Raw genomic sequence first — 18375 nt, forward strand, 5'->3', positions numbered from 1 at the left:
AGATATCGAAATCAATTGTGGGTCAGAACCGGTGCCGACCAACGGTCGGCACCCACCCGTGCCGGACGCCGTTCCAGTAGATCCACGCCATGCGTGGATGGCGTTGCCTGCCTCGCCCGGCGTGTCGTCGGCAACCCTTCAAGGGTGCATCGGGCCGTCGTTGATGACGTTCATCGCGCGCAATTGGGTGTCCGCCGACGAGCGGCACCCGGGCCTCACGCGTCACTGGCTGTCGGCGTTGCCACCTGATGTTTCGGGATTGGCCCGGTAGCATCGTCTTGGACAGATCAGGCCTATCCAACGGCTTCAATCGAGTGGTTTTGCCTATTGGACGAACGCTCCGGTCGAGGCGAGGTTGGGCGCGCAGCGGAGCACCGCTGCCGGGGTTGAACGCCCGTTGATCCAGGCCCAGGAATCCCGCCATGTCCCGATCCGCCCGCCGCAAAGACCCGGCGCCCTCCCCCATCACCCTCGATCATGAGGCCGACCTGCAGTGTATCGATGAGGCGCTGGCGACGGTGGAGTCCATCGCCGATGCCTGGTTTGAACACCATCGCCTGAAGCCCTGCCCGCCCGGGTTCCTGCTGTCACTGAACCGGCTGCGCGACTTCACCAGCTTCGCCAAGGCCTACGCGACCGCGCTGCGGCTCGTGCGGGAGTAGATCCACGCCATGCGTGGATGCTCCTGCTCAGCTCAGGTGCTTGCGCCGCGCATGGATCCACGGCACGGCCAACGCGGCGATGGCACCGCCGGCAAAGCCCAGCGAGGCGGCAACCGTAGCCGCTTCGATCGCACCGGGCAGCGCCAGCGCGGCAGCGACCAGCAGCAACGATGGCAGGCCGACGAAGGTGCCGAGGAAGAAGGTCCAGCGCGGCGACCAGGTGTTGAGCTGCAGCAGGCTGACCGGCTGCCAGGCCTCCGAGGCGGTGTCTTCGGCGATCTTCGCCACCACCTTGCCCAGGTCCACTTCCGGCACCAGCCGGCCCGGGCGGGCGGCGGCGATGGCCTCGGCCACGGCCTCCACCGGCGGGAAGCTGGCCGGCCACGCGCCCGGCGCGGCCACGCCATAGGCGGTCAGCAGCGGCACGCTCAGCCACGGCGCCACCAGCGGGCGTACCTTGCGCCGGCCGTACACGCACCAGATCTGCGCCTGGCCGTGCGCGGTCACGTTGTACAGGGCAAGCTCGCCCGGCGGCGGGTAGCCCAGCATGGTCACCCGTGCGGCCATGCTGTCCTGGTCCATCGCGCGCAGGAACCCGGGGCGGCTGCGCCCTTCCTGCATCCAGGCCAGGCCGAGCGCGCCGACCAGCCAGGCTTCGGCGACGTCCTTGCTGCCAGCAGTGGCGCGCTCATCCGCGGCCAGGTACCAGGCCAGCGATTTCGGTTCGGCCACGTCGTCCACGCCCCAGCGGCTGTCGTCGCCCAGCACGTGGCGCACCGGCAGGCGTGCCGGCGCGGTCTCGCCGCGTTCGCCGGTGTGCAGGAACGGCAATACGCCCTGCACGAAACTGGGCAGATCAATCGCGCGCAGGCCATTGCCCTGCCATTCCGGCGGCAGCAGGCCAGCCAACTGGCCCTCGGCAGCCAGGCGGTCCAGGCGGGACTTCTGTTCAACCAGCTTCTGCACCGCGCCCTTCAGCACGACGTTGTCCGGCAGGGCGATCTGCGGCAGGCGGTGGCGCGGCGGCGCCAGCTCCACGGTGTCCTCGCCGGTGCCTGCGTCATCCAGCAGGGCATCCTGCGGCGGCAGGCTCACCCCCTCGGGGGCGGCGTCACTGGCCGCTTCGGGCAGGCGTTGGGCGTGGTCGGTGTGCATGGGCGCTCCGGTAGGGGCAGCCGACGATCCTGTCGACTGACGTCCTTGCCGTTAGCGGCCATGGGGTGGGTTTCTGTAGGTGAGCAGGCACGGCAGCCGAGCGTGGGCTCGGCTCTACAGAGGCAGGGCAGCCGGGGTCAGCGCTGCGGCGCCCACCTCTTCAGGAAGGCCATGAACCTGCTGCGGTTGTAGCCCTTGCCTTCGTTCTTGGCTTTTTCCAGCTCGCCGGTGAACTGCGACTGCAGCAGGGTGCCATCCGAATCGAGCACGAACAGGTGCGGGTACCCCTTCACCTGCGGGTATTGCGAGAGAAACGCCGCGTTCTCGTTCTCTTCGCTGTAGTTCACCTTCATCCAGACGTAGTTCGCATCGCGGAAGCGGCGGATTTCGGCATCGCCTTCCACGAACTGGTCCATCAGGTGGCACCAGGGGCACCACTCGCCGCCCACGTCCAGGATGATGTGCTTGTTGCCGCGCTGGGCTTCGACCTTGGCCGTTTCCAGATCGGCGGCCGGGTCGCGGGCCGGGTCGAAGCTGGCATTGAGGCCGGCGATGGCGGCGATATCGGCCGCCGCCGGGGTGTTGCCCGAGGCCACCGGCGCGCTGGGATCAGCGGCCGGTGGCTCGGTGGGACGGGTGTCGAGCGGCTGCGTCGGTTCGGCCGGTGCCGGCGGCGGTTGCTGGGAACAGGCGCCGATCAGCGCCGCACACACCACTGCCACCACTGCACTGCCGAACGTTGTACGCATGCCCACTACCCTCTGTTTACTTGACGCCGTGCATCAGCTTGTTGATCAGCGGGGCCACCAGGAACAGCACCACGCCGGAGCCGATCAGGGCCCAGAAACCGAAGGTATACCCCTTCAGTGCCGATTCGATCGTCATGCCACCTTCACCGGACACCGCGCCGGCGAAGATGCCCGACAGGTTGTTGCCGATGCCGGTGGACAGGAACCAGCCACCCATGCCGAAGCCGACCAGGCGCACCGGGGCCAGCTTGGTCACCATCGACAGGCCGATCGGCGACAGGCACAGCTCACCCACCGACTGGATGACGTAGACCATGAACAGGGTCCAGAACGGAATCTTGCCGTCCACGACCATTTGCGACAGGGCGAACATCAGCAGGGCGAAGGCGGCGCCGTTGAACAGCAGGCCCAGGCCGAACTTGCGCGGGATGGACGGATTGGCGCTGCCCATGGCCACCCAGATCCAGGCGATGATCGGCGCCAGGGTGATGATGGCCACCGAGTTGACCGACTGGAACCACGCGGTCGGGAAGGTCCAGTCACCGAACTTGCGGTTGACGATGTTGTCGGCCAGGAAGGTGAAGGAGCTGCCCGCCTGTTCGAAGAACATCCAGAACATCACGTTGAAGGCGAAGATGATCAGCATGGCGATCACGCGGTCGCGCTGCACCTTGCCCTCGCGGATGCCTTCCACCAGCAGCAGGATGGCCAGGACGGTGAACATCGCGCCCAGGATCCAGGCCAGCGCAGCGGCGCCGGTGGCCAGCAGGAAGTACGACACCGGAATGGCGACGATCGCACCCACCACCACCTTGATGATCGGCCCGATGCCTTCGGCGCCGGCCGGCGGTGCACCAATGCCCTTCAGGCCGGCGCGACCGATGTAGAACCACACCAGCGAAATCAGCATGCCCACGCCGGAGGCGATGAACACGATCTTGTAGGACGGCATCTCGGCGGTGCCGAAGATCTTGCGGGCCAGGTACTCGGTCAGCACCGGGGCGATCATCGCGCCGATGTTGATGCCCATGTAGAAGATGGTGAAGCCCGAATCGCGGCGCTCATCCTTCAGGCCGTACAGCTTGCCGACCATGGTGGAGATGTTGGGCTTGAACATGCCGTTGCCGACGATGATCGTGGCCAGGCCGAGCTTGAAGATGTGCTCCTGCGGCAGGGCGATCATGAACAGGCCTGCGGCCATGATGACCGCGCCGGTCAGGATCGACCGCTGGTAGCCCAGCACCCGGTCGGCCACGTAGCCACCGAAGATCGCTGCGGCGTACACCAGGGCCAGGTAGGCGCCGTAGATGCGGCTGGCGTCGGCTTCGCCGGCGGCACTGCCGTTGCGGAACTGGGCAACGATGTACAGCACCAAGGCCCAGCGGATGCCGTAGAACGCAAAGCGCTCCCAGAACTCGGTCATGAACAGCATCCACAACGGGCGCGGGTGGCCCATCAGGGTCTTGAATTCCGGCACGGCCGGCTCTGGGGTGTTCGCAGTGGCGTTTAGGCTCATGCGGGTTTCCTGGTTCGGTGGATGGACGGCACATCCGATGTGCGCTTGGAGCAACGCGCGAGGATCACCGACTTCTGGCGTTCACGTCAAATACACGCCGTTTGAGGCAGGTCACGGCCTGCTCGCTGAACTTGCATCTGAAACGATCCAGCCCATCGCCGGTGGCCTTGCTGAATGGGGCTCAGGCCGGGTCGGCTGGCGGTGGCACCTGCAGGCTGGTGCGCACCTGGAACAGCTCGGGGAAGAAGGTCAGCTCCAATGCCTGTCGCAAAAAGCCCACTCCGGAGGAGCCGCCAGTGCCGCGCTTGAAGCCGATCACCCGCATCACGGTACGCATGTGGCGGAAGCGCCACAGCTGGAAGGCGGTTTCCAGGTCCACCAGGTCCTCGCACAGCGAGTACTCGCGCCAGTAGCGGTCGGTGTCCTGGTAGATGCGGGCGAACACCGGCTGCAGGCTGTCGTCGGACACGTGTGGCAGGGTCCAGTCACGGTCGGTGTAGAGGTCGGGGATGGCGTGGCCGAAGCGCGCCAGGTACTTCAGGAATTCCTCGTACAGGCTCGGCGCTTCCAGCACGCTGCGCAGCTGCGCCTGGCCTTCCACGTCATGCTCGAACACCTGCAGCATCTGCGCGTTCTTGTTGCCCAGCAGGAACTCGATGTAGCGGTACTGCAGCGACTGGAAACCCGAGGACGGGCCAAGCACGTCGCGGAAGCCCATGTACTCGGACGGGGTCAGCGTTTCCAGCACCGACCACTGCTCGGTCAGCTGGCGCAGCACCTGCTTGCTGCGCGCCAGCACCTTGCGGCACTGCCAGACTTCATCGCGCTGCAGGAAGCCGATCGCCGCCCGCAGCTCGTGGCCCAGCAGCTTCAGCCACAGCTCCGAGGTCTGGTGCTGGATGATGAAGAGCATCTCGTCGTGGTGCGGCGGGTTGGACAGCGGCTGCTGCGCGGTCAGCAGCTGGTCCAGCCGCAGGTAGCCGCCGTAGGTCAGGCGCCCGTGCAGGTCGGTGTGGATGCCGGCTTCGAGATCGCGTTGGTTGTTGTCGACGGACATGGGCGGGACCAGATCAGGGGCGGCAAGGGTAGCGCGTTGCCTGGCGTGCGGGCAGCGGGCAAGGGGCAGCGTGCGGACCATACCGGGGCGTGCAGTCGGCCTGTGGAACCGCCGTTGCGCGTGGAACCTTTCGCGCCGTTGCGCCGGCAGTCAGCCAAAGGCGTATTCTGATGCTTTGCAGCAACGACTGAATACGTTGTTGTTATTGGCCCCCGAGCCGTCGCCAGGTGTACAAAGGGGAATCCCCGTGTTGCGCCGCAGGAAGGCTATTTCGTACGCGTTCCTTAACATGGCGATTCATATCATTTGTAACTTCTCTGTCGAAGGTGCAGTACGCAATGACGGTTGCCGCTGAGTTCAAGATCGAATACCTGCAGTACCTGGACGCGGAGGGCAAGCTCGTCCGTGACGACCTGCCCGCATCCCTGAAGGATCCGGCCGTCCTGGTGCCGCTGTTCAAGCAGATGCTGTACGTACGCACGTTCGACAGCAAATCCATCGCGCTGCAGCGCACCGGCAAGCTCGGCACCTATGCCGCCTGCCTGGGCCACGAAGCCGCACACGTCGGCATCGGCGCTGCGATGAAGGCCGGCGACGTGTTCGCGCCCAGCTACCGCGAATACGGTGCGATGTTCATGCGCGGCGTGCGCCCGTACGACGTGCTGATGTACTGGGGCGGCGACGAGCGCGGCAACGACTACACCGGCAACGCGGTGAAGGACTTCCCGTTCTGCGTGCCGATCTCCACCCAGTGCCTGCATGCTGCCGGCGCTGCGCTGAAGTTCAAGCTCAACAACGAAGCGCAGATCGCAGTGGCGGTGTGCGGCGATGGCGGCAGCTCCAAGACCGACTTCTACGCCGCGCTCAATTCCGCCGGTGCCTACAAGCTCCCGCTGATCCTGTGCATCGTCAACAACGGCTGGGCGATCTCGGTGCCGCGTTCGGCCCAGACCGGTGCCGAAACCCTGGCCCAGAAGGGCCTGGCCGGTGGCCTGCACTGCCTGCAGGTGGACGGCAATGACCTCATCGCCGTGCTGGCCGCGATGGAACAGGCGCGCGAGCGCGGCCTGGCTGGCGACGGCGGCACCGTGCTGGAACTGCTGACCTACCGCCTGTCCGACCACACCACCGCCGACGACGCACGCCGTTACCGCGACGACGCCGAAGTGAAGGACGCCTGGACCCGTGAGCCGATGCTGCGCCTGCGCAAGTACCTCATCGCCCAGGGCGTGTGGAGCGAAGACGAAGAAAAGACCTGGGTCGAGCAGTGCGCGGCCAAGGTGGACGAGGAAGTGAACCAGTACCTCAATACCCCGGTGCAGCCGGTTGAGGCGATGTTCGACTACCTGTATGCCGATCCGCCGGCCGACCTGCTGGCCCAGCGCGCGGCCGCCATTGCCCTGGAGCAGCGCCATGGATGACATCAAGAGGGGCGCATCCGCTTCCCAGGCCAATGCCGCCGACAGCGCCGCTGTCGCCGGTGGAGATATCGCAATGACCGCTACCCCCATCACCCTGATCGAAGCCATCACCCAGGCCCTGGCCTGGGAGCTGGAACACGACCCGTCGGTGCTGGTGCTGGGCGAGGACGTGGGCGTCAACGGCGGCGTGTTCCGTGCCACCGCCGGCCTGCAGCAGCGCTTTGGTTCGCAGCGCATCCTCGACACCCCGCTGGATGAAACCACCATCGCCGGCCTGACCGTCGGCCTGGCCGCACAGGGCATGAAGCCGGTGGCCGAAGCCCAGTTCGACGGCTTCGTCTACCCGATGGTCGACCACATCATCTGCCACGCCGCGCGCCTGCGCACCCGTACCCGTGGCCGCCTGCACTGCCCGATGGTGCTGCGCGTGCCGTGGGGCGGTGGCATCCGCGCGCCGGAACACCACAGCGAAGCCAACGAATCGATCTTCACCAACGTGCCGGGCCTGCGCGTGGTGCTGCCGTCCAGCCCGCAGCGTGCCTACGGCCTGCTGCTGGCCGCCATGCGTGATCCCGACCCGGTGATCTACATGGAGCCCAAGCGCATCTACCGCCAGTACAAGGAAGTGGTCGTCAACGACGGCGAAGCGCTGCCGCTGGACGTGTGCTTCGTGCTGCGCGACGGCACCGACGTGACCCTGGTGGCCTGGGGCGCACAGGTGAAGGAAGCGCTGGAAGCGGCCGACAAGCTGGCCGGCGAAGGCATCAGTGCCGAAGTCATCGACGTGGCCACGCTGCGTCCGCTGGACTTCGCCACGATCGCCGAATCGGTGGCCAAGACCGGCCGCTGCGTGGTCGTGCAGGAAGCCCCGAAGACCGCGGGTTTCGGTGCCGAGATCGCCGCACGCCTGGCCGAGGAGTCCCTGTACGACCTGCTGGCCCCGGTCGAGCGCGTTACCGGCTACGACACCCACATTCCGCTGTTCCGCCTGGAAATGAAGTACCTGCCCAGCGTGGACCGGATCGTGACCGCGGCCAAGCGCGCGGTGGCGGCAGGCTGACATGCGGGCACGGCTCCTTGGGGCTTACCGCAGCCAGTATTCCAACCCGCTCCGGTTCCGCACCGGCCAGATCGTCGAAGTCGGTGTACGTGACGAGGAATGGCCGGCGTTTGCCTGGGTACGCACCAACGATGGGCGCGCTGGATGGGCGCCCGTCGCTTGGCTGCAGCTGCTGGACGATGGTCGCGCCGAAGCCCTGCGCGATTACGACGCCCGCGAGCTGGATGTGGAAAACGGCGAGATGGTGAAGCTGCATCACGAACATGGTGGGTGGTGGTGGTCCGAGCGCGCGAATGGCGCGACGGGCTGGCTGCCGGCCCGCGAACTGGAACTGCTGGAAGAGAACTGCACATGAGCCAGACCAAGAATTTCAACCTGCCCGACCTGGGTGAAGGCCTGCCGGACGCGACCATCGTCGAGTGGTTCGTCAAGGAAGGCGACGTGATCAAGCTGGACGCGCCGCTGGTGTCGATGGAGACCGCCAAGGCCGTCGTGGAAGTGCCCTCGCCGGTGTCCGGCAAGGTGCTGAAGCTGTCCGGCGCCGCCGGCGACATCATCCCGACCGGCGCGGTGCTGGCCAGCTTCGAGATCGACCCGAACCTGCCGCAGCGCGCCGATGGCCAGGACACCGGCCACAGCCACGGGCACGCCCCGGCGGCCCCGGCCGCACCGAACCCGCCGCCGATGCCGGCCGCCCCGGTGGCTGCCGCCGCTGAAGAAAAGGCCGAGCGTGATGACGCCGGCACCGTGGTCGGCGCGATGCAGAGCTCCAATGCCGTGCACACCGAACAGGCGCTGGCCGTCGGTGGCGTCAAGGCCGTGCCGGCCGTGCGTGCCACCGCGCGCAAGCTGGGCGTCGACCTGGCCCGCGTGCGCGCCACCGGCGCCGATGGCGCGGTGACCATGGCCGACGTCAAGCAGGCTGCGGCCGACGGCAGCGCCAAGCTGGGGGCTGCCCCGGCACCGGTGGCCGCCGCAGCCTATGCCGCCCCGGCTCCGGCCCAGGTGGCTGCGCCGGTGCAGAGCGAAGCCCGTACCCCGCTGTCCGCCGCCGGCAAGCCGATGCGCACCCAGCCGCCGGGCGTGGTCGCCAAGGGCCAGCCGGAGCCGCTGAAGGGCGTGCGCCGCAACATGGCGCGGGTGATGGCCGATGCGCACAGCAAGGTCGTGCCGACCACGCTGAACGACGACGCCGATATCCACGCCTGGCTGCCGGGCAACGACGTTACCGCCCGCCTGGTGCGCGCGATCGTGGTTGCCGCGCAGAAGGTGCCGGCCATGAACGCCTGGTTCGACGGCGAAGCGCTGACCCGCACCCTGCACGCGCAGGTGGACATCGGCATCGCCGTGGACACCGACGACGGCCTGTTCGTGCCGGCGCTGCGCAATGCCGACATGCTCGATGCCCGTGGCATCCGCGAAGGCGTCAACCGCCTGCGCGAACAGGTGGAAGCCCGTTCCATCGCGGCCTCCGAACTGAGTGGCTACACCATCTCGCTGTCCAACTTCGGCATGTTCGCCGGCCGCTATGCGACCCCGGTCGTGGTGCCGCCGTGCGTGGCCATCATCGGTGCCGGCCGTGCCCGCCACCAGATGACCCCGGTGATGGGCGGCGTGGAAGCACACAAGGTCATCCCGCTGTCGGTGACCTTCGACCACCGCGCCGCCACCGGCGGCGAAGCGGCCCGCTTCCTGCGCGCGATGATGGACGACCTGGCACTGGCCAGCTGATGGCTGGATGCCAACCCTTGGTTGGCACATGACCTGAAAAAACGCCGGGCATTGCCCGGCGTTTTTTTGTGGGCGCAGCGTGGCGATCAGTCGCGCGCGACCATGCCCTCGGCACGGCTGTACACCCGCAGGCGATGGCCATCGGGATCGACGCCAACGAAGGTGTGGCCGAATTCCAGGGTGACCGGCGCCTGGGTGATCTGCACGCCGAGCGCGCGCCAGGCGTCGTGCAGCTGCTGCACTTCTGCAACGTTGGCCACCACCATCGCCAGCTCGGCCGCGCCGGCTTCTGCGGTGACCGCTGGCAGCACGCCATCACGCTGCCACAGGCCCAGCGCCGCGCCATCGCCCAGCAGGAACAGGGCGAAGCCGGGCGACTGCTCGACCGGCGGCGTGCCGAGGATGCTGCTGTAGAACGTGGCACTGGCCGCGACATCACGCACGTACTGCAGCAGGGTGCTGGGCTTGAACATGGGGAACCTCTGTTGTTGGGAGTGCCCATGGTGGTGCGGCCCTGCTGACAGATCCTGTCAGCAGCGTGGCGGCACTGGCTTCTGTTTCTGCCTTGGTAGAGTCGACTGTCAGTCGACTGCTCTTGCCTCAGAAAGTCCCGCGCTGCGCGCGATAGTCGACTAGCAGTCGACTCTACCCCCGCTTCTCTACCTCCGCCGGCCGGCAACTCACGACTGGTCCAGCCAATCCGGGGCGATGCCCTGTGCTTTCTGCCAGCGCCGCAGCAACGTGGCGCGCGGCACAAGGTAGTGGTCCTGCAGCACGCGCACCTGGCGGATGCGGTCCAGCCTGAAATGGCGGAAGTCCTCGCGGCCCTCGCACCACGCCGCCAGCATCGGTACTTCATCGAAGTAGGCCAGCGCGAACGGCCACACAATGCGCTCGGTGCGCTGGCCGTGCGCGTCCTGATAGCCGAACTGCAGCCGTTGTTGTGCACTTACCGCCTCGCGCACTGCCTGCAGGCGCGCCGGTGGCACCTTCGCCGCAGCTTTCGAGGGGCCTACACGCAGGCCGCTGTCGCGCAGTGCTTCGCGGCGTGCCGCTGGCAGTACGTGGGCGATGCGTGCCAGCGCATCACGGGCGGCGTCAGCCAACGCCGGCTCGGTGCGCGCGGCGACCCAGCGCAGGCCCAGCACCAGCGCGTCGATCTCGGCCGGTGGCAGGGTCAGCGGTGGCAGGGTATCGCTCGGCGCCAGCAGGTAGCCGATACCGGCCTCACCACGCAGGTCCGCACCCTGCTCACGCAGGGTCTCGATGTCGCGGTACAGCGTGCGCAGGCTGATGCCCAACGCATCGGCCAGCGCCTGCCCGGCCACCGGCCGGCGGTGCCGGCGCAGCAGCTGCAGCAGTTGGCTCAGGCGCAGCGCACGCGACATCAGCCGACCAGCGCGCTGGACGCCACCACGTGTTCGCCCGGCGGCGGCGCCAGCGCAGCATCCACCAGCGCCCTGGCGATACGGCTGGCCGGATTGATCCGCCATGCCCGCGGCAGCACCGGCCCGAGCGCGCCAAGCACCTGCAGGGCGAAGTGTTCGCCACGGCGAACCTGCTGCCGCTGTCCACCAATCAGGCCTGGCCGCACCAGGGTGAGCGAAGCAAAGGTGAGCGCGCGCAGATCGCGCTCGAGCTCGCCCTTCACCCGGTTGTAGAAGAACGCCGAGCCTGCATTGGCGCCAGCGGCCGAGTTCAGCACGAACACGCGGGCGCCCTGGCTGCGCGCCAGCCGGGCGAAGGCCAGCGGGTAATCGTGGTCGATGCGGTAGAAGGCCTCGCGGCTGCCGGCCTGGGCCATCGTGCTGCCCAGGGCGCAGATCACCGCATCCACCTGCGCCCAGTCCGGCGCATCGGGCAGCGCGTCGAACGACAGCACGGGGGCATGCAGCTTCGGATGGCTCAGGCCCAGCGGGCGCCGGGTCGGGGCCACTATCGCGCGGCAAAGCGGGTCGTCCAGCAGCATCGGCAGGGCCAGCCCGCCGACCAGGCCGGTCGCCCCCAGCAACATCACGCGCATACCCACCTCCACTGCGGCATCCTGTCGCCCATCGTAGCCGTTCAAGCCGTCGGCGGCCGCGCCGATATGCTGTCACCAGTCCCTGCCAGCCCCAGGATTTTCTTGCCATGACGGACCAGCCCGACCACCGCCCTGCCCCCGGCACCGCCCTGGGACCGCCGGCGCGCACGCGCGCGGTGCCCGACGATGGCCGTGGCGACCGGGTGGTCCTGCAGGGCGGCACGGCCGTGGCCCTGCAGCAGCTGTTTGCCGGTGCCGATGCCCCCGAGCCGCTGCTGGCCGCCTTTGCCAATGGCATGGCCACCCTGCCCGGCGAGCTGGGCGACATGGGCGACCGCCTGCAGTCGGCGCAGGCCAGCGCCGACTGGCCGCGCTATGGCCGGGCGATGCGGCAGCTGATCGACAAGTACATCCGCACCATCGAGCAGCATTCGCCCGATGGCCAGCCCGACAGCCTGCGCCTGTCCGAACAGCTGCGCCTGCTGCTGGGCGGCGCGGTGGTGTCGCTGCTGCTGCACGACCCTGACCTGCGCGAGCAGGCCCAGGCGCTGGCCGCCCAGCTGCGGCAATGGCAGCCGGGGGCGCCGCTGGAGCCCATCGAACAGGGCGTGCGCGAGCTGGGCCACCAGGTGGGCGTGCGTGCGGAAAGCTGGCAGGAACAGCAGGCGCTGCTGCTGGAGCTGTTCGCCCTGCTGCTGGAAAACGTGAGCGAGCTGCTGGATGACCGCAGCTGGCTGCAGGGGCAGATCGCGGCCGTACGCCAGCTGCTGGCCGGGCCGCTGGAAGCGGAATCGGTCGAGCGCACGCGCGCGGAACTGCGCGAGGTGATCTACAAGCAGGGGCTGCTGCGCCAGGGCATCGATGATTCAAAGGCGGCGATGCGCGGCCTGATGGGCGAGTTCATCGAGCGCATGGACGGCATGGCCGCCAGCACCGGTGAGTACCACGACCGCATCGGCACCTATGCCCTGCAGCTGCGCGAGGCGCGCAGCATCGCCGACCTCAACCACCTGCTGCAGGAAGTGATGCACGACACCGGCAAGGTGCAGCAGCAGGCCGCGCAGGCGCGTGACCACCTGGCCAGCGCGCGGCAGGAAGTGGAACGGGCCGAGCGGCGCATCACCGAGCTGGAACAGGAACTGCGCGAGGCCGGCGACCTGGCCCGCATCGATCCGTTGACCCAGGCCCTGAACCGGCGCGGGCTGGACGAAATGCTGCAGCGGGAAATGGCCCGGGCGGCGCGCAACAACACGCCGCTGGGCCTGGCGGTGATCGACCTGGATGACTTCCACCAGACCAACGATACCCATGGCCATGCCGGCGGTGATGCCCTGCTGCAGCACCTGGTGTCGATCTGCCGCCTGCTGCTGCGCGCCACCGATGGTGTTGCCCGGCTCGGCGGTGACGAGTTCGTGCTGGTGCTGCCGGAAACCCCGGGCGCCGACAGCATGGCCACGGTGCAGCGCCTGCAGCGCTCGCTGGCCCATCGCGTGCTGACCGTGCAGGACCAGCGCGTACCGGTGCATTTCAGCGCCGGCCTGGCGCAATGGCAGCCCGGCGATGATGCCGAGGCCCTGCTGCGCCGCGCCGATGAGGCCCTGTACGTTGCCAAGCGCCAGGGCAAGAACCGGGTGCAGGCGGGGTAATCCCGCCCTGGTGGGTGCCGACCGTTGGTCGGCACGCCCTCCAATGCAGCCGAGCATGGGCTCGGCTCTACCGCTTCCCGCGCAGCTTCTGGATGCCGGTCACCGCGGCCAGCACGATCGCACCGGCAACGATGCCGACCACCATGTTCGCCGCCGCACTGATCAGCCAACCCCACTGCCCTTCGCCACCGAAGCCCTGCACCGCGTGGTGCAGCACCGGCACGTTGTGCACCAGGATGCCGCCGCCGACCAGGAACATGGCGATGGTGCCGGCCACCGACAGGAACTTCATCAGCCACGGCGCGGACACCACCAGGCCACGGCCGAACGCGGCCACCGCCCCGCCCTTGCGCGACAGGTACAGGCCCACGTCATCCAGCTTCACGATGCCGGCCACCAGCCCATAGACGAACACCGTCATCGCCAGCGCGACCACGGCCAGGGTCACCAGCTGCTGGGTGAAGGCCGCGGTGGCCACCACGCCCAGGGTCAGCACGATGATTTCGGCCGAGAGGATGAAGTCGGTACGGATGGCGCCCTTCACCTTGTCCTTCTCCCACGCCACCATGTCCACCTGCGCATCGGCAAGCGCCTTGCGCCGCTCGGCCTGGTGCTCGGCGTCCTCGTCGGACGAATGCAGGAAGCGGTGGGCCAGCTTTTCCACGCCTTCGAAGCACAGGAAGGCGCCGCCGATCATCATCAGCGGCACGATCAGCGGCACGTTCCAGCCCCGGCTGTGCAGCCAGGCCTCCAGCGCGCTGATCGCCAGCGCCGCCGGCACCAGGATCACCTTGTTCACCAGCGAGCCCTTGGCCACCGCCCACACCACCGGCAGTTCGCGGTTGGCGTTGACGCCGGTCACCTGCTGCGCGTTCAGCGCCAGGTCGTCGCCCAGCACGCCGGCGGTTTTCTTCGCCGCGACCTTGGTGAGGATCGAGACGTCGTCGAGCAGGGTGGCGATATCGTCGAGCAGGGCAAACAGGCTGGCACCGGCCATGGTGGATCCAAAGAGGGGATGGGCGGATTCTGACTGATCCGGTGCCTGCTGCGGAAGCGGGTTCACCGCGTGCCTACTGCGCAGCAGGGACACTGGCAGGGTCCCCCTTCCGCCGGGCGCCCGCCGGGCATGGCCCGGCGCTACCAGAGCAGCGCACCGTCCCGAGGAGTTCCGCTTGAGCAATCCGTCCACCGCCACGGCCAATCCCCCGCTGGTCAAGGGCATGAACCGGCGCAGCCAGATCCTGCGCCTGCTGATGCGCTACCGCCATTCGGGCGTTTTTTCCGGCATGAACCTGGACGCGGCCGGCAGCCATACCGACGTGCCGGCCGACGGCAACCCGGAGCAGTTCGTCAGCGACCTCGAAGCGCTGGGACCGACCTTCGTCAAGCTCGGGCAGATGCTGTCCACGCGGCCGGACATGGTGCCGCCCGAATTCGCCACGGCGCTTGAGCGCATGCAGGAAAACGTGGCGCCGATTCCCGTCGAGCGCATCCACGCCATCGTTGAACAGGAGCTGGGTGCCGGGGTGAACAAGCTGTTCGCTTCGTTCGACCCCGAGCCGCTGGGCTGTGCCTCGATCGCGCAGGTGCATCGTGCCGTGCTGCACGACGGCCGCCAGGTGGCGGTGAAAGTGCAGAAGCCGGAAGTCGCCGCACAGCTGCGCTCGGATCTGGAGGCGCTGCGCAGCTTCGCCCTGGCCGCCGACCACCTCACCCAGGTCGGCCGCCGCGTGCGCCTGCGCGACTGGCTCAACGAATTCGCCAAGACGCTGATGCAGGAGCTGGACTACCACGCCGAGGCCGAGAACCTCGCGCGCTTCGGCCGCCACCTCAAGCCGTTCCGGCGTCTGTGGGTACCGCAGCCGCTGTGGGATTACTGCAGCCAGCGCGTGCTGACGATGGAGCTGGCCACCGGCGTGCGCGTGGACGCGATTCCCGACGTGCGCCGCACCGAGCAGGCGATGGATCCCCTGGCCGCCGCGTTGATCCGTGGCTACCTGGACCAGATCTTCGTGCATGGCGAGATCCATGCCGACCCGCATCCGGGCAACCTGCGGGTGACACCCGACGGGCGCTTGGCGATCTTCGACCTGGGCATGGTCGCGCACATGCCGCCACGCCTGCGCGAGCGCCTGCTGAAGATCCTGTTCGCCGCCGTTGATGGTCGCGGCGAGGAAGTGGCTGACGACCTGATCAGCATCAGCACGCGCCTGGAAGCCTTCGACGAGGAACGCTACCTGCGCGAGACCGGCCAGCTGATCGCGCGCTACGCCGCCAGCGGCAGCTTCTCCGAAGGCCGCGTGGTGCTGGACATGGTGCGCATCGCCACCGCGTCCGGCCTGCGCACGCCACCGGAACTGAGCCTGGTCGGCAAGGCCCTGCTCAACCTGGAAACCGTCTGCCGCCTGCTGGCGCCGGACCTGGATACGCGCCGCATCGTCGAACGACAGCTGCAGCACGTGATGCGCGCGCGCCTGAAAAAGTCGCTGTCGGCCGCCAACCTGGCCAGCGAGGCGATGGAGCTGCAGCAGCTGCTGCGCGATGGGCCACGCAAGCTGACCGACATCATGGCGCTGCTGGCCGAGAACCGCCTGCAGATGAAGGTGACCGGGCTGGAAGAATCGCGGTTGATGGAGAACCTGCAGAAGATCGCCAACCGCGTGGCGGCCGGCATCATCAGTGCAGCGCTCATCATGGCGGCGTCGTTGATGATGAAGCTGGAAACCGGCTGGCACCTGTTCGGCTACCCCGCCATCGCACTGTTCCTGATGCTGATCGGCGTCGTGCTCGGACTGGGCATCGTGACCAGTGCATTGCTGTTCGATCGGCGTGCACGTGCGCGTGAGGAACGCGGGCATCGTTGAAGAAGCGGGAAATCGCGCCGTTTCTTAATGAAATCGCGTAGCGGCTTTCACGCTGATTTTACTTGAAACGCGCGATTTCACCTCATGTAACAAACAAACATTTCAGTCAGGTTCGTGCATGCACTATCGGGTCATCAGCCTGTCATGCATGTGTGCTTGAGGCAGCGCTGGTCGGATGGACACGCGTCGGTACGACGTCCATCACCACCTCCCGTCACTGCCGAAGCCGCTTATGCTCTGGATCCTGCTGCTGTCGCTGTTGCTGTTGGCCTGGTTGTTCCTCGCCTCCGATAAGTGGGTGTGGTGGAAGGCGAGCACGTTCTCGCTGCTGCTGCTCGCACTCAGCACGTGGTGGTTGATCGACAAGCTGTCCGGCGATGGCCTGAACGCAGCAACGCTCTATCACCTGGGCGCCGACATGGAAGGCGCGGGTATCGCGGACTTCAAGGGCTACATCGCCGGCTACATCGGGCTCATCGTGGTCTCGCTGCTGCCGCTGTTCGCCACGCGGGTGAAGCGCTGGCGCCGCCCCGGCCACGGTGGCGCATGGTTCGCCGGCTTCGCGGTGGTGTGGATCACCACGATCATGGTCAGCCCGCTGGCACGCGATGGCCAGCGCCTGTACCAGCAGCTGCGCCCGGTCGATTTCGCCCGCATCGCCCCCGAATACCAGGTGCCGACGCAGCCGCTGCAGCGCCCGCGCAACATCGTCTGGATCTACGGCGAAAGCCTGGAACGCACCTACCTGGACGAGAACGTGTTCCCGGGCCTGATGCCCAACATCAACCGCCTGGCCAGCCAGTCGCTGGACGTGCGCGGCCTGGCATCGGCCGAGGGCAGCGGCTGGACCATCGCCGGCCTGGTGTCGTCGATGTGTGGCGTGCCGCTGACCACCTCGCAGGGCGATGAGAACAGCATGGACCGCATGGGCAGCTTCCTGCCCAAGGCCGTGTGCCTGGGCGATTACCTGAAGCAGCAGGGCTACACCAACCATTACCTGGGCGGCGCCAGCGGCCGCTTCGCCGGCAAGGGCCAGTTCCTGGCCAGCCACGGCTTCGATGAAGTGCACGACCTGGAGTGGTTCAAGCAGCAGAAGAAGATCGGCCGCGCGCATTACTCGCCGTGGGGCGTGCACGACGACGTGCTGCTGGACACGGCCTACCAGCGCTTTGAACAGCTCTCGCGCAAGGGCGAGCCGTTCATGCTGACCACGCTGACCATGGACACCCACCACCCGGCCGGCCACCTGCCCGTGGCGTGCAAGGGCCAGCGCTATGAGAGCAGTTACGGCAACATCAACATGCTCAACGCACTGAAATGCAGCGACCGGCTGATCTCGCAGCTGGTGCAGCGCATCCAGGCCAGCCCGTACGGCAAGGACACGCTGATCGTGATCGCCTCGGACCACCTGGCGATGCCCAACGACCTCACCAGCATCCTGACCAAGCAGAAGCGCGAGAACCTGCTGCTGTTCCTGGGCGATGGCATTGCCCCGCAGCAGCTGAAGGCCGACGCCGGCACCACCCTCGATTCGGGTGCGACCCTGCTCAGCCTGCTGGACCCGCAGCTGAAGACGATGGGCTTTGGCCGTTCGCTGATCGACACCCACCGTGCACCGAGTGCCAGCGTGGCGACCCAGCGTGACGGCGGCCGCGATTACCCGCAGTACCTGGCCTTCGCCCGCTCGCTGTGGCTGGGCGAGCCCACCCGCGAGCTGAAGATCGATGGTGATGACCAGGTGGTGGTGGGACTGCAGCACGTGCAGCCGCCGGTGCTGCTGGAGTACGACAAGGACTGGGGCCTGAAGTCGGTGTATCTGGAGAACACCTCGCGCCAGTTCGACGATGCCGACCGGGACAACACCCTGGCCTATGTGGACCGCTGTACCGCGTTCGAGGATGGCTCGGCCGATGGTGACTGGTGCGCGCTGCTGGTGAACCGCGACAACGGCATCAAGCTGTTCCGCGATGACGACCTGCGTGGCGGCATTGCGGTGGATGCACCGCTGGAATCGTTCCAGGGCCCGCGCCCGAGCGTGCGCCAGGCGCACATGATCACCCAGAAGGGCCGCCGCACCCGTGCGGGCCAGTACATGCTGGAACTGGTGGCGAGCACGCGCCCGGACCGTGGTTTCTGGATCGAGGCGGTGTCGTCGCAGCGCAAGGTAGTGCTGGCGCAGCAGTGGGTGCAGCCGGATGCGGACGGCAAGATCAACGTCTCGTTTGGTCTGGATCACGAGGTGGATGATCTGGAGATCCGGGCATGGTTGAACCATGCCGAAAAGCTGGCGGTGGATACGTTTGCGCTGGTGCCGTCGCGCGGGCGACCGCGGGGGTAAGGGTGTTTCTATTGCAGGGCTTGCAGCCCTGCACCTGCTTCAACCCAGGGCAACGGCCAAAGCCAGAGCGGCATTCCGTGGGATGGCGGGGCACTGTGGGTTTGCGGGGACGCCGTAAACCCATCCATGGGGGCTTGGTCGCCGCATCCATGC

Annotated in this window: 16 protein-coding genes; 8 read left to right on the forward strand and 8 right to left on the reverse strand. The window is 67.5% G+C overall.

All coding sequences use genetic code 11. The features are described 5' to 3' along the window. Positions 1-422: 422 nt before the first annotated feature. Positions 423-662, forward strand: a complete 240-nt coding sequence (locus tag IAE41_RS06245; protein WP_079223925.1) for a hypothetical protein — start codon at positions 423-425, stop codon at positions 660-662. A gap of 27 nt (positions 663-689) precedes the next feature. Here IAE41_RS06245 and IAE41_RS06250 read toward each other — a convergent pair whose 3' ends face one another. From IAE41_RS06250 to IAE41_RS06265, 4 genes are all read right to left on the reverse strand, one after another. Beyond that, positions 690-1817 (reverse strand): hypothetical protein, encoded by a 1128-nt coding sequence (locus IAE41_RS06250; protein WP_079223926.1) that lies wholly within the window; start codon positions 1815-1817, stop codon positions 690-692. Positions 1818-1954: 137 nt separating this feature from the next. Then, positions 1955-2566, reverse strand: coding sequence for a thioredoxin family protein (locus tag IAE41_RS06255; RefSeq protein WP_200732484.1), 612 nt, complete (start codon positions 2564-2566; stop codon positions 1955-1957). A 16-nt stretch (positions 2567-2582) separates the two neighbouring features. Next, the gene (locus tag IAE41_RS06260; RefSeq protein WP_079223928.1) at positions 2583-4082 is read right to left on the reverse strand and encodes an oligopeptide:H+ symporter; all 1500 of its coding nucleotides are present in this window, start codon (positions 4080-4082) and stop codon (positions 2583-2585) included. Positions 4083-4263: 181 nt separating this feature from the next. Further along, positions 4264-5139: a tryptophan 2,3-dioxygenase family protein gene (locus IAE41_RS06265; RefSeq protein ID WP_200732485.1), complete on the reverse strand. Its 876-nt coding sequence runs from the start codon at positions 5137-5139 to the stop codon at positions 4264-4266. Positions 5140-5477: 338 nt separating this feature from the next. On the opposite strand from IAE41_RS06265, the gene pdhA reads away from it, so the two are divergent. The 4 genes from pdhA to IAE41_RS06285 are packed head-to-tail and all read left to right on the forward strand — an operon-like array spanning position 5478 to position 9351. Continuing rightward, entirely contained in the window at positions 5478-6560 is a 1083-nt protein-coding gene (gene pdhA / locus IAE41_RS06270; protein ID WP_200732486.1) for a pyruvate dehydrogenase (acetyl-transferring) E1 component subunit alpha, read from the forward strand. After that, the gene (locus IAE41_RS06275; RefSeq protein ID WP_200732487.1) at positions 6553-7620 is read left to right on the forward strand and encodes an alpha-ketoacid dehydrogenase subunit beta; all 1068 of its coding nucleotides are present in this window, start codon (positions 6553-6555) and stop codon (positions 7618-7620) included. The genes pdhA and IAE41_RS06275 overlap by 8 nt, the downstream gene beginning before the upstream one ends. 1 nt (position 7621) lies before the next feature. Then, positions 7622-7975, forward strand: coding sequence for an SH3 domain-containing protein (locus tag IAE41_RS06280; protein ID WP_079223933.1), 354 nt, complete (start codon positions 7622-7624; stop codon positions 7973-7975). After that, positions 7972-9351: a dihydrolipoamide acetyltransferase family protein gene (locus IAE41_RS06285; RefSeq protein WP_200732488.1), complete on the forward strand. Its 1380-nt coding sequence runs from the start codon at positions 7972-7974 to the stop codon at positions 9349-9351. The genes IAE41_RS06280 and IAE41_RS06285 overlap by 4 nt, the downstream gene beginning before the upstream one ends. 86 nt (positions 9352-9437) lie before the next feature. On the opposite strand, the gene IAE41_RS06290 is transcribed toward IAE41_RS06285, so the two are convergent. The 3 genes from IAE41_RS06290 to IAE41_RS06300 all read right to left on the reverse strand — a co-directional run bounded on the left by IAE41_RS06290 (position 9438) and on the right by IAE41_RS06300 (position 11374). After that, a complete protein-coding gene (locus IAE41_RS06290) occupies positions 9438-9824 on the reverse strand; it encodes a VOC family protein (RefSeq protein WP_200732489.1) in 387 nt (128 codons plus the stop codon). 207 nt (positions 9825-10031) lie between these two features. Continuing rightward, on the reverse strand, positions 10032-10739 hold the full coding sequence (locus IAE41_RS06295; protein WP_200732490.1) for a YafY family protein: 708 nt from the start codon (positions 10737-10739) through the stop codon (positions 10032-10034). Next, positions 10739-11374, reverse strand: a complete 636-nt coding sequence (locus IAE41_RS06300; RefSeq protein ID WP_079223941.1) for an NAD-dependent dehydratase — start codon at positions 11372-11374, stop codon at positions 10739-10741. The genes IAE41_RS06295 and IAE41_RS06300 overlap by 1 nt, the downstream gene beginning before the upstream one ends. 107 nt (positions 11375-11481) lie before the next feature. On the opposite strand from IAE41_RS06300, the gene IAE41_RS06305 reads away from it, so the two are divergent. Further along, positions 11482-13020: a GGDEF domain-containing protein gene (locus IAE41_RS06305; RefSeq protein WP_079223943.1), complete on the forward strand. Its 1539-nt coding sequence runs from the start codon at positions 11482-11484 to the stop codon at positions 13018-13020. A gap of 67 nt (positions 13021-13087) precedes the next feature. On the opposite strand, the gene IAE41_RS06310 is transcribed toward IAE41_RS06305, so the two are convergent. Continuing rightward, positions 13088-14017, reverse strand: a complete 930-nt coding sequence (locus IAE41_RS06310; RefSeq protein ID WP_200732491.1) for a DUF808 domain-containing protein — start codon at positions 14015-14017, stop codon at positions 13088-13090. 223 nt (positions 14018-14240) lie between these two features. On the opposite strand from IAE41_RS06310, the gene IAE41_RS06315 reads away from it, so the two are divergent. Beyond that, positions 14241-15884, forward strand: a complete 1644-nt coding sequence (locus tag IAE41_RS06315; protein ID WP_234458342.1) for an AarF/UbiB family protein — start codon at positions 14241-14243, stop codon at positions 15882-15884. 232 nt (positions 15885-16116) lie between these two features. After that, positions 16117-18222, forward strand: a complete 2106-nt coding sequence (locus IAE41_RS06320) for a phosphoglycerol transferase I (RefSeq protein WP_200732492.1) — start codon at positions 16117-16119, stop codon at positions 18220-18222. The last annotated feature ends 153 nt before the right edge of the window (positions 18223-18375 follow it).

It is taken from the genome of Stenotrophomonas sp. S39 (assembly GCF_016624665.1).
Classification (GTDB): domain Bacteria; phylum Pseudomonadota; class Gammaproteobacteria; order Xanthomonadales; family Xanthomonadaceae; genus Stenotrophomonas.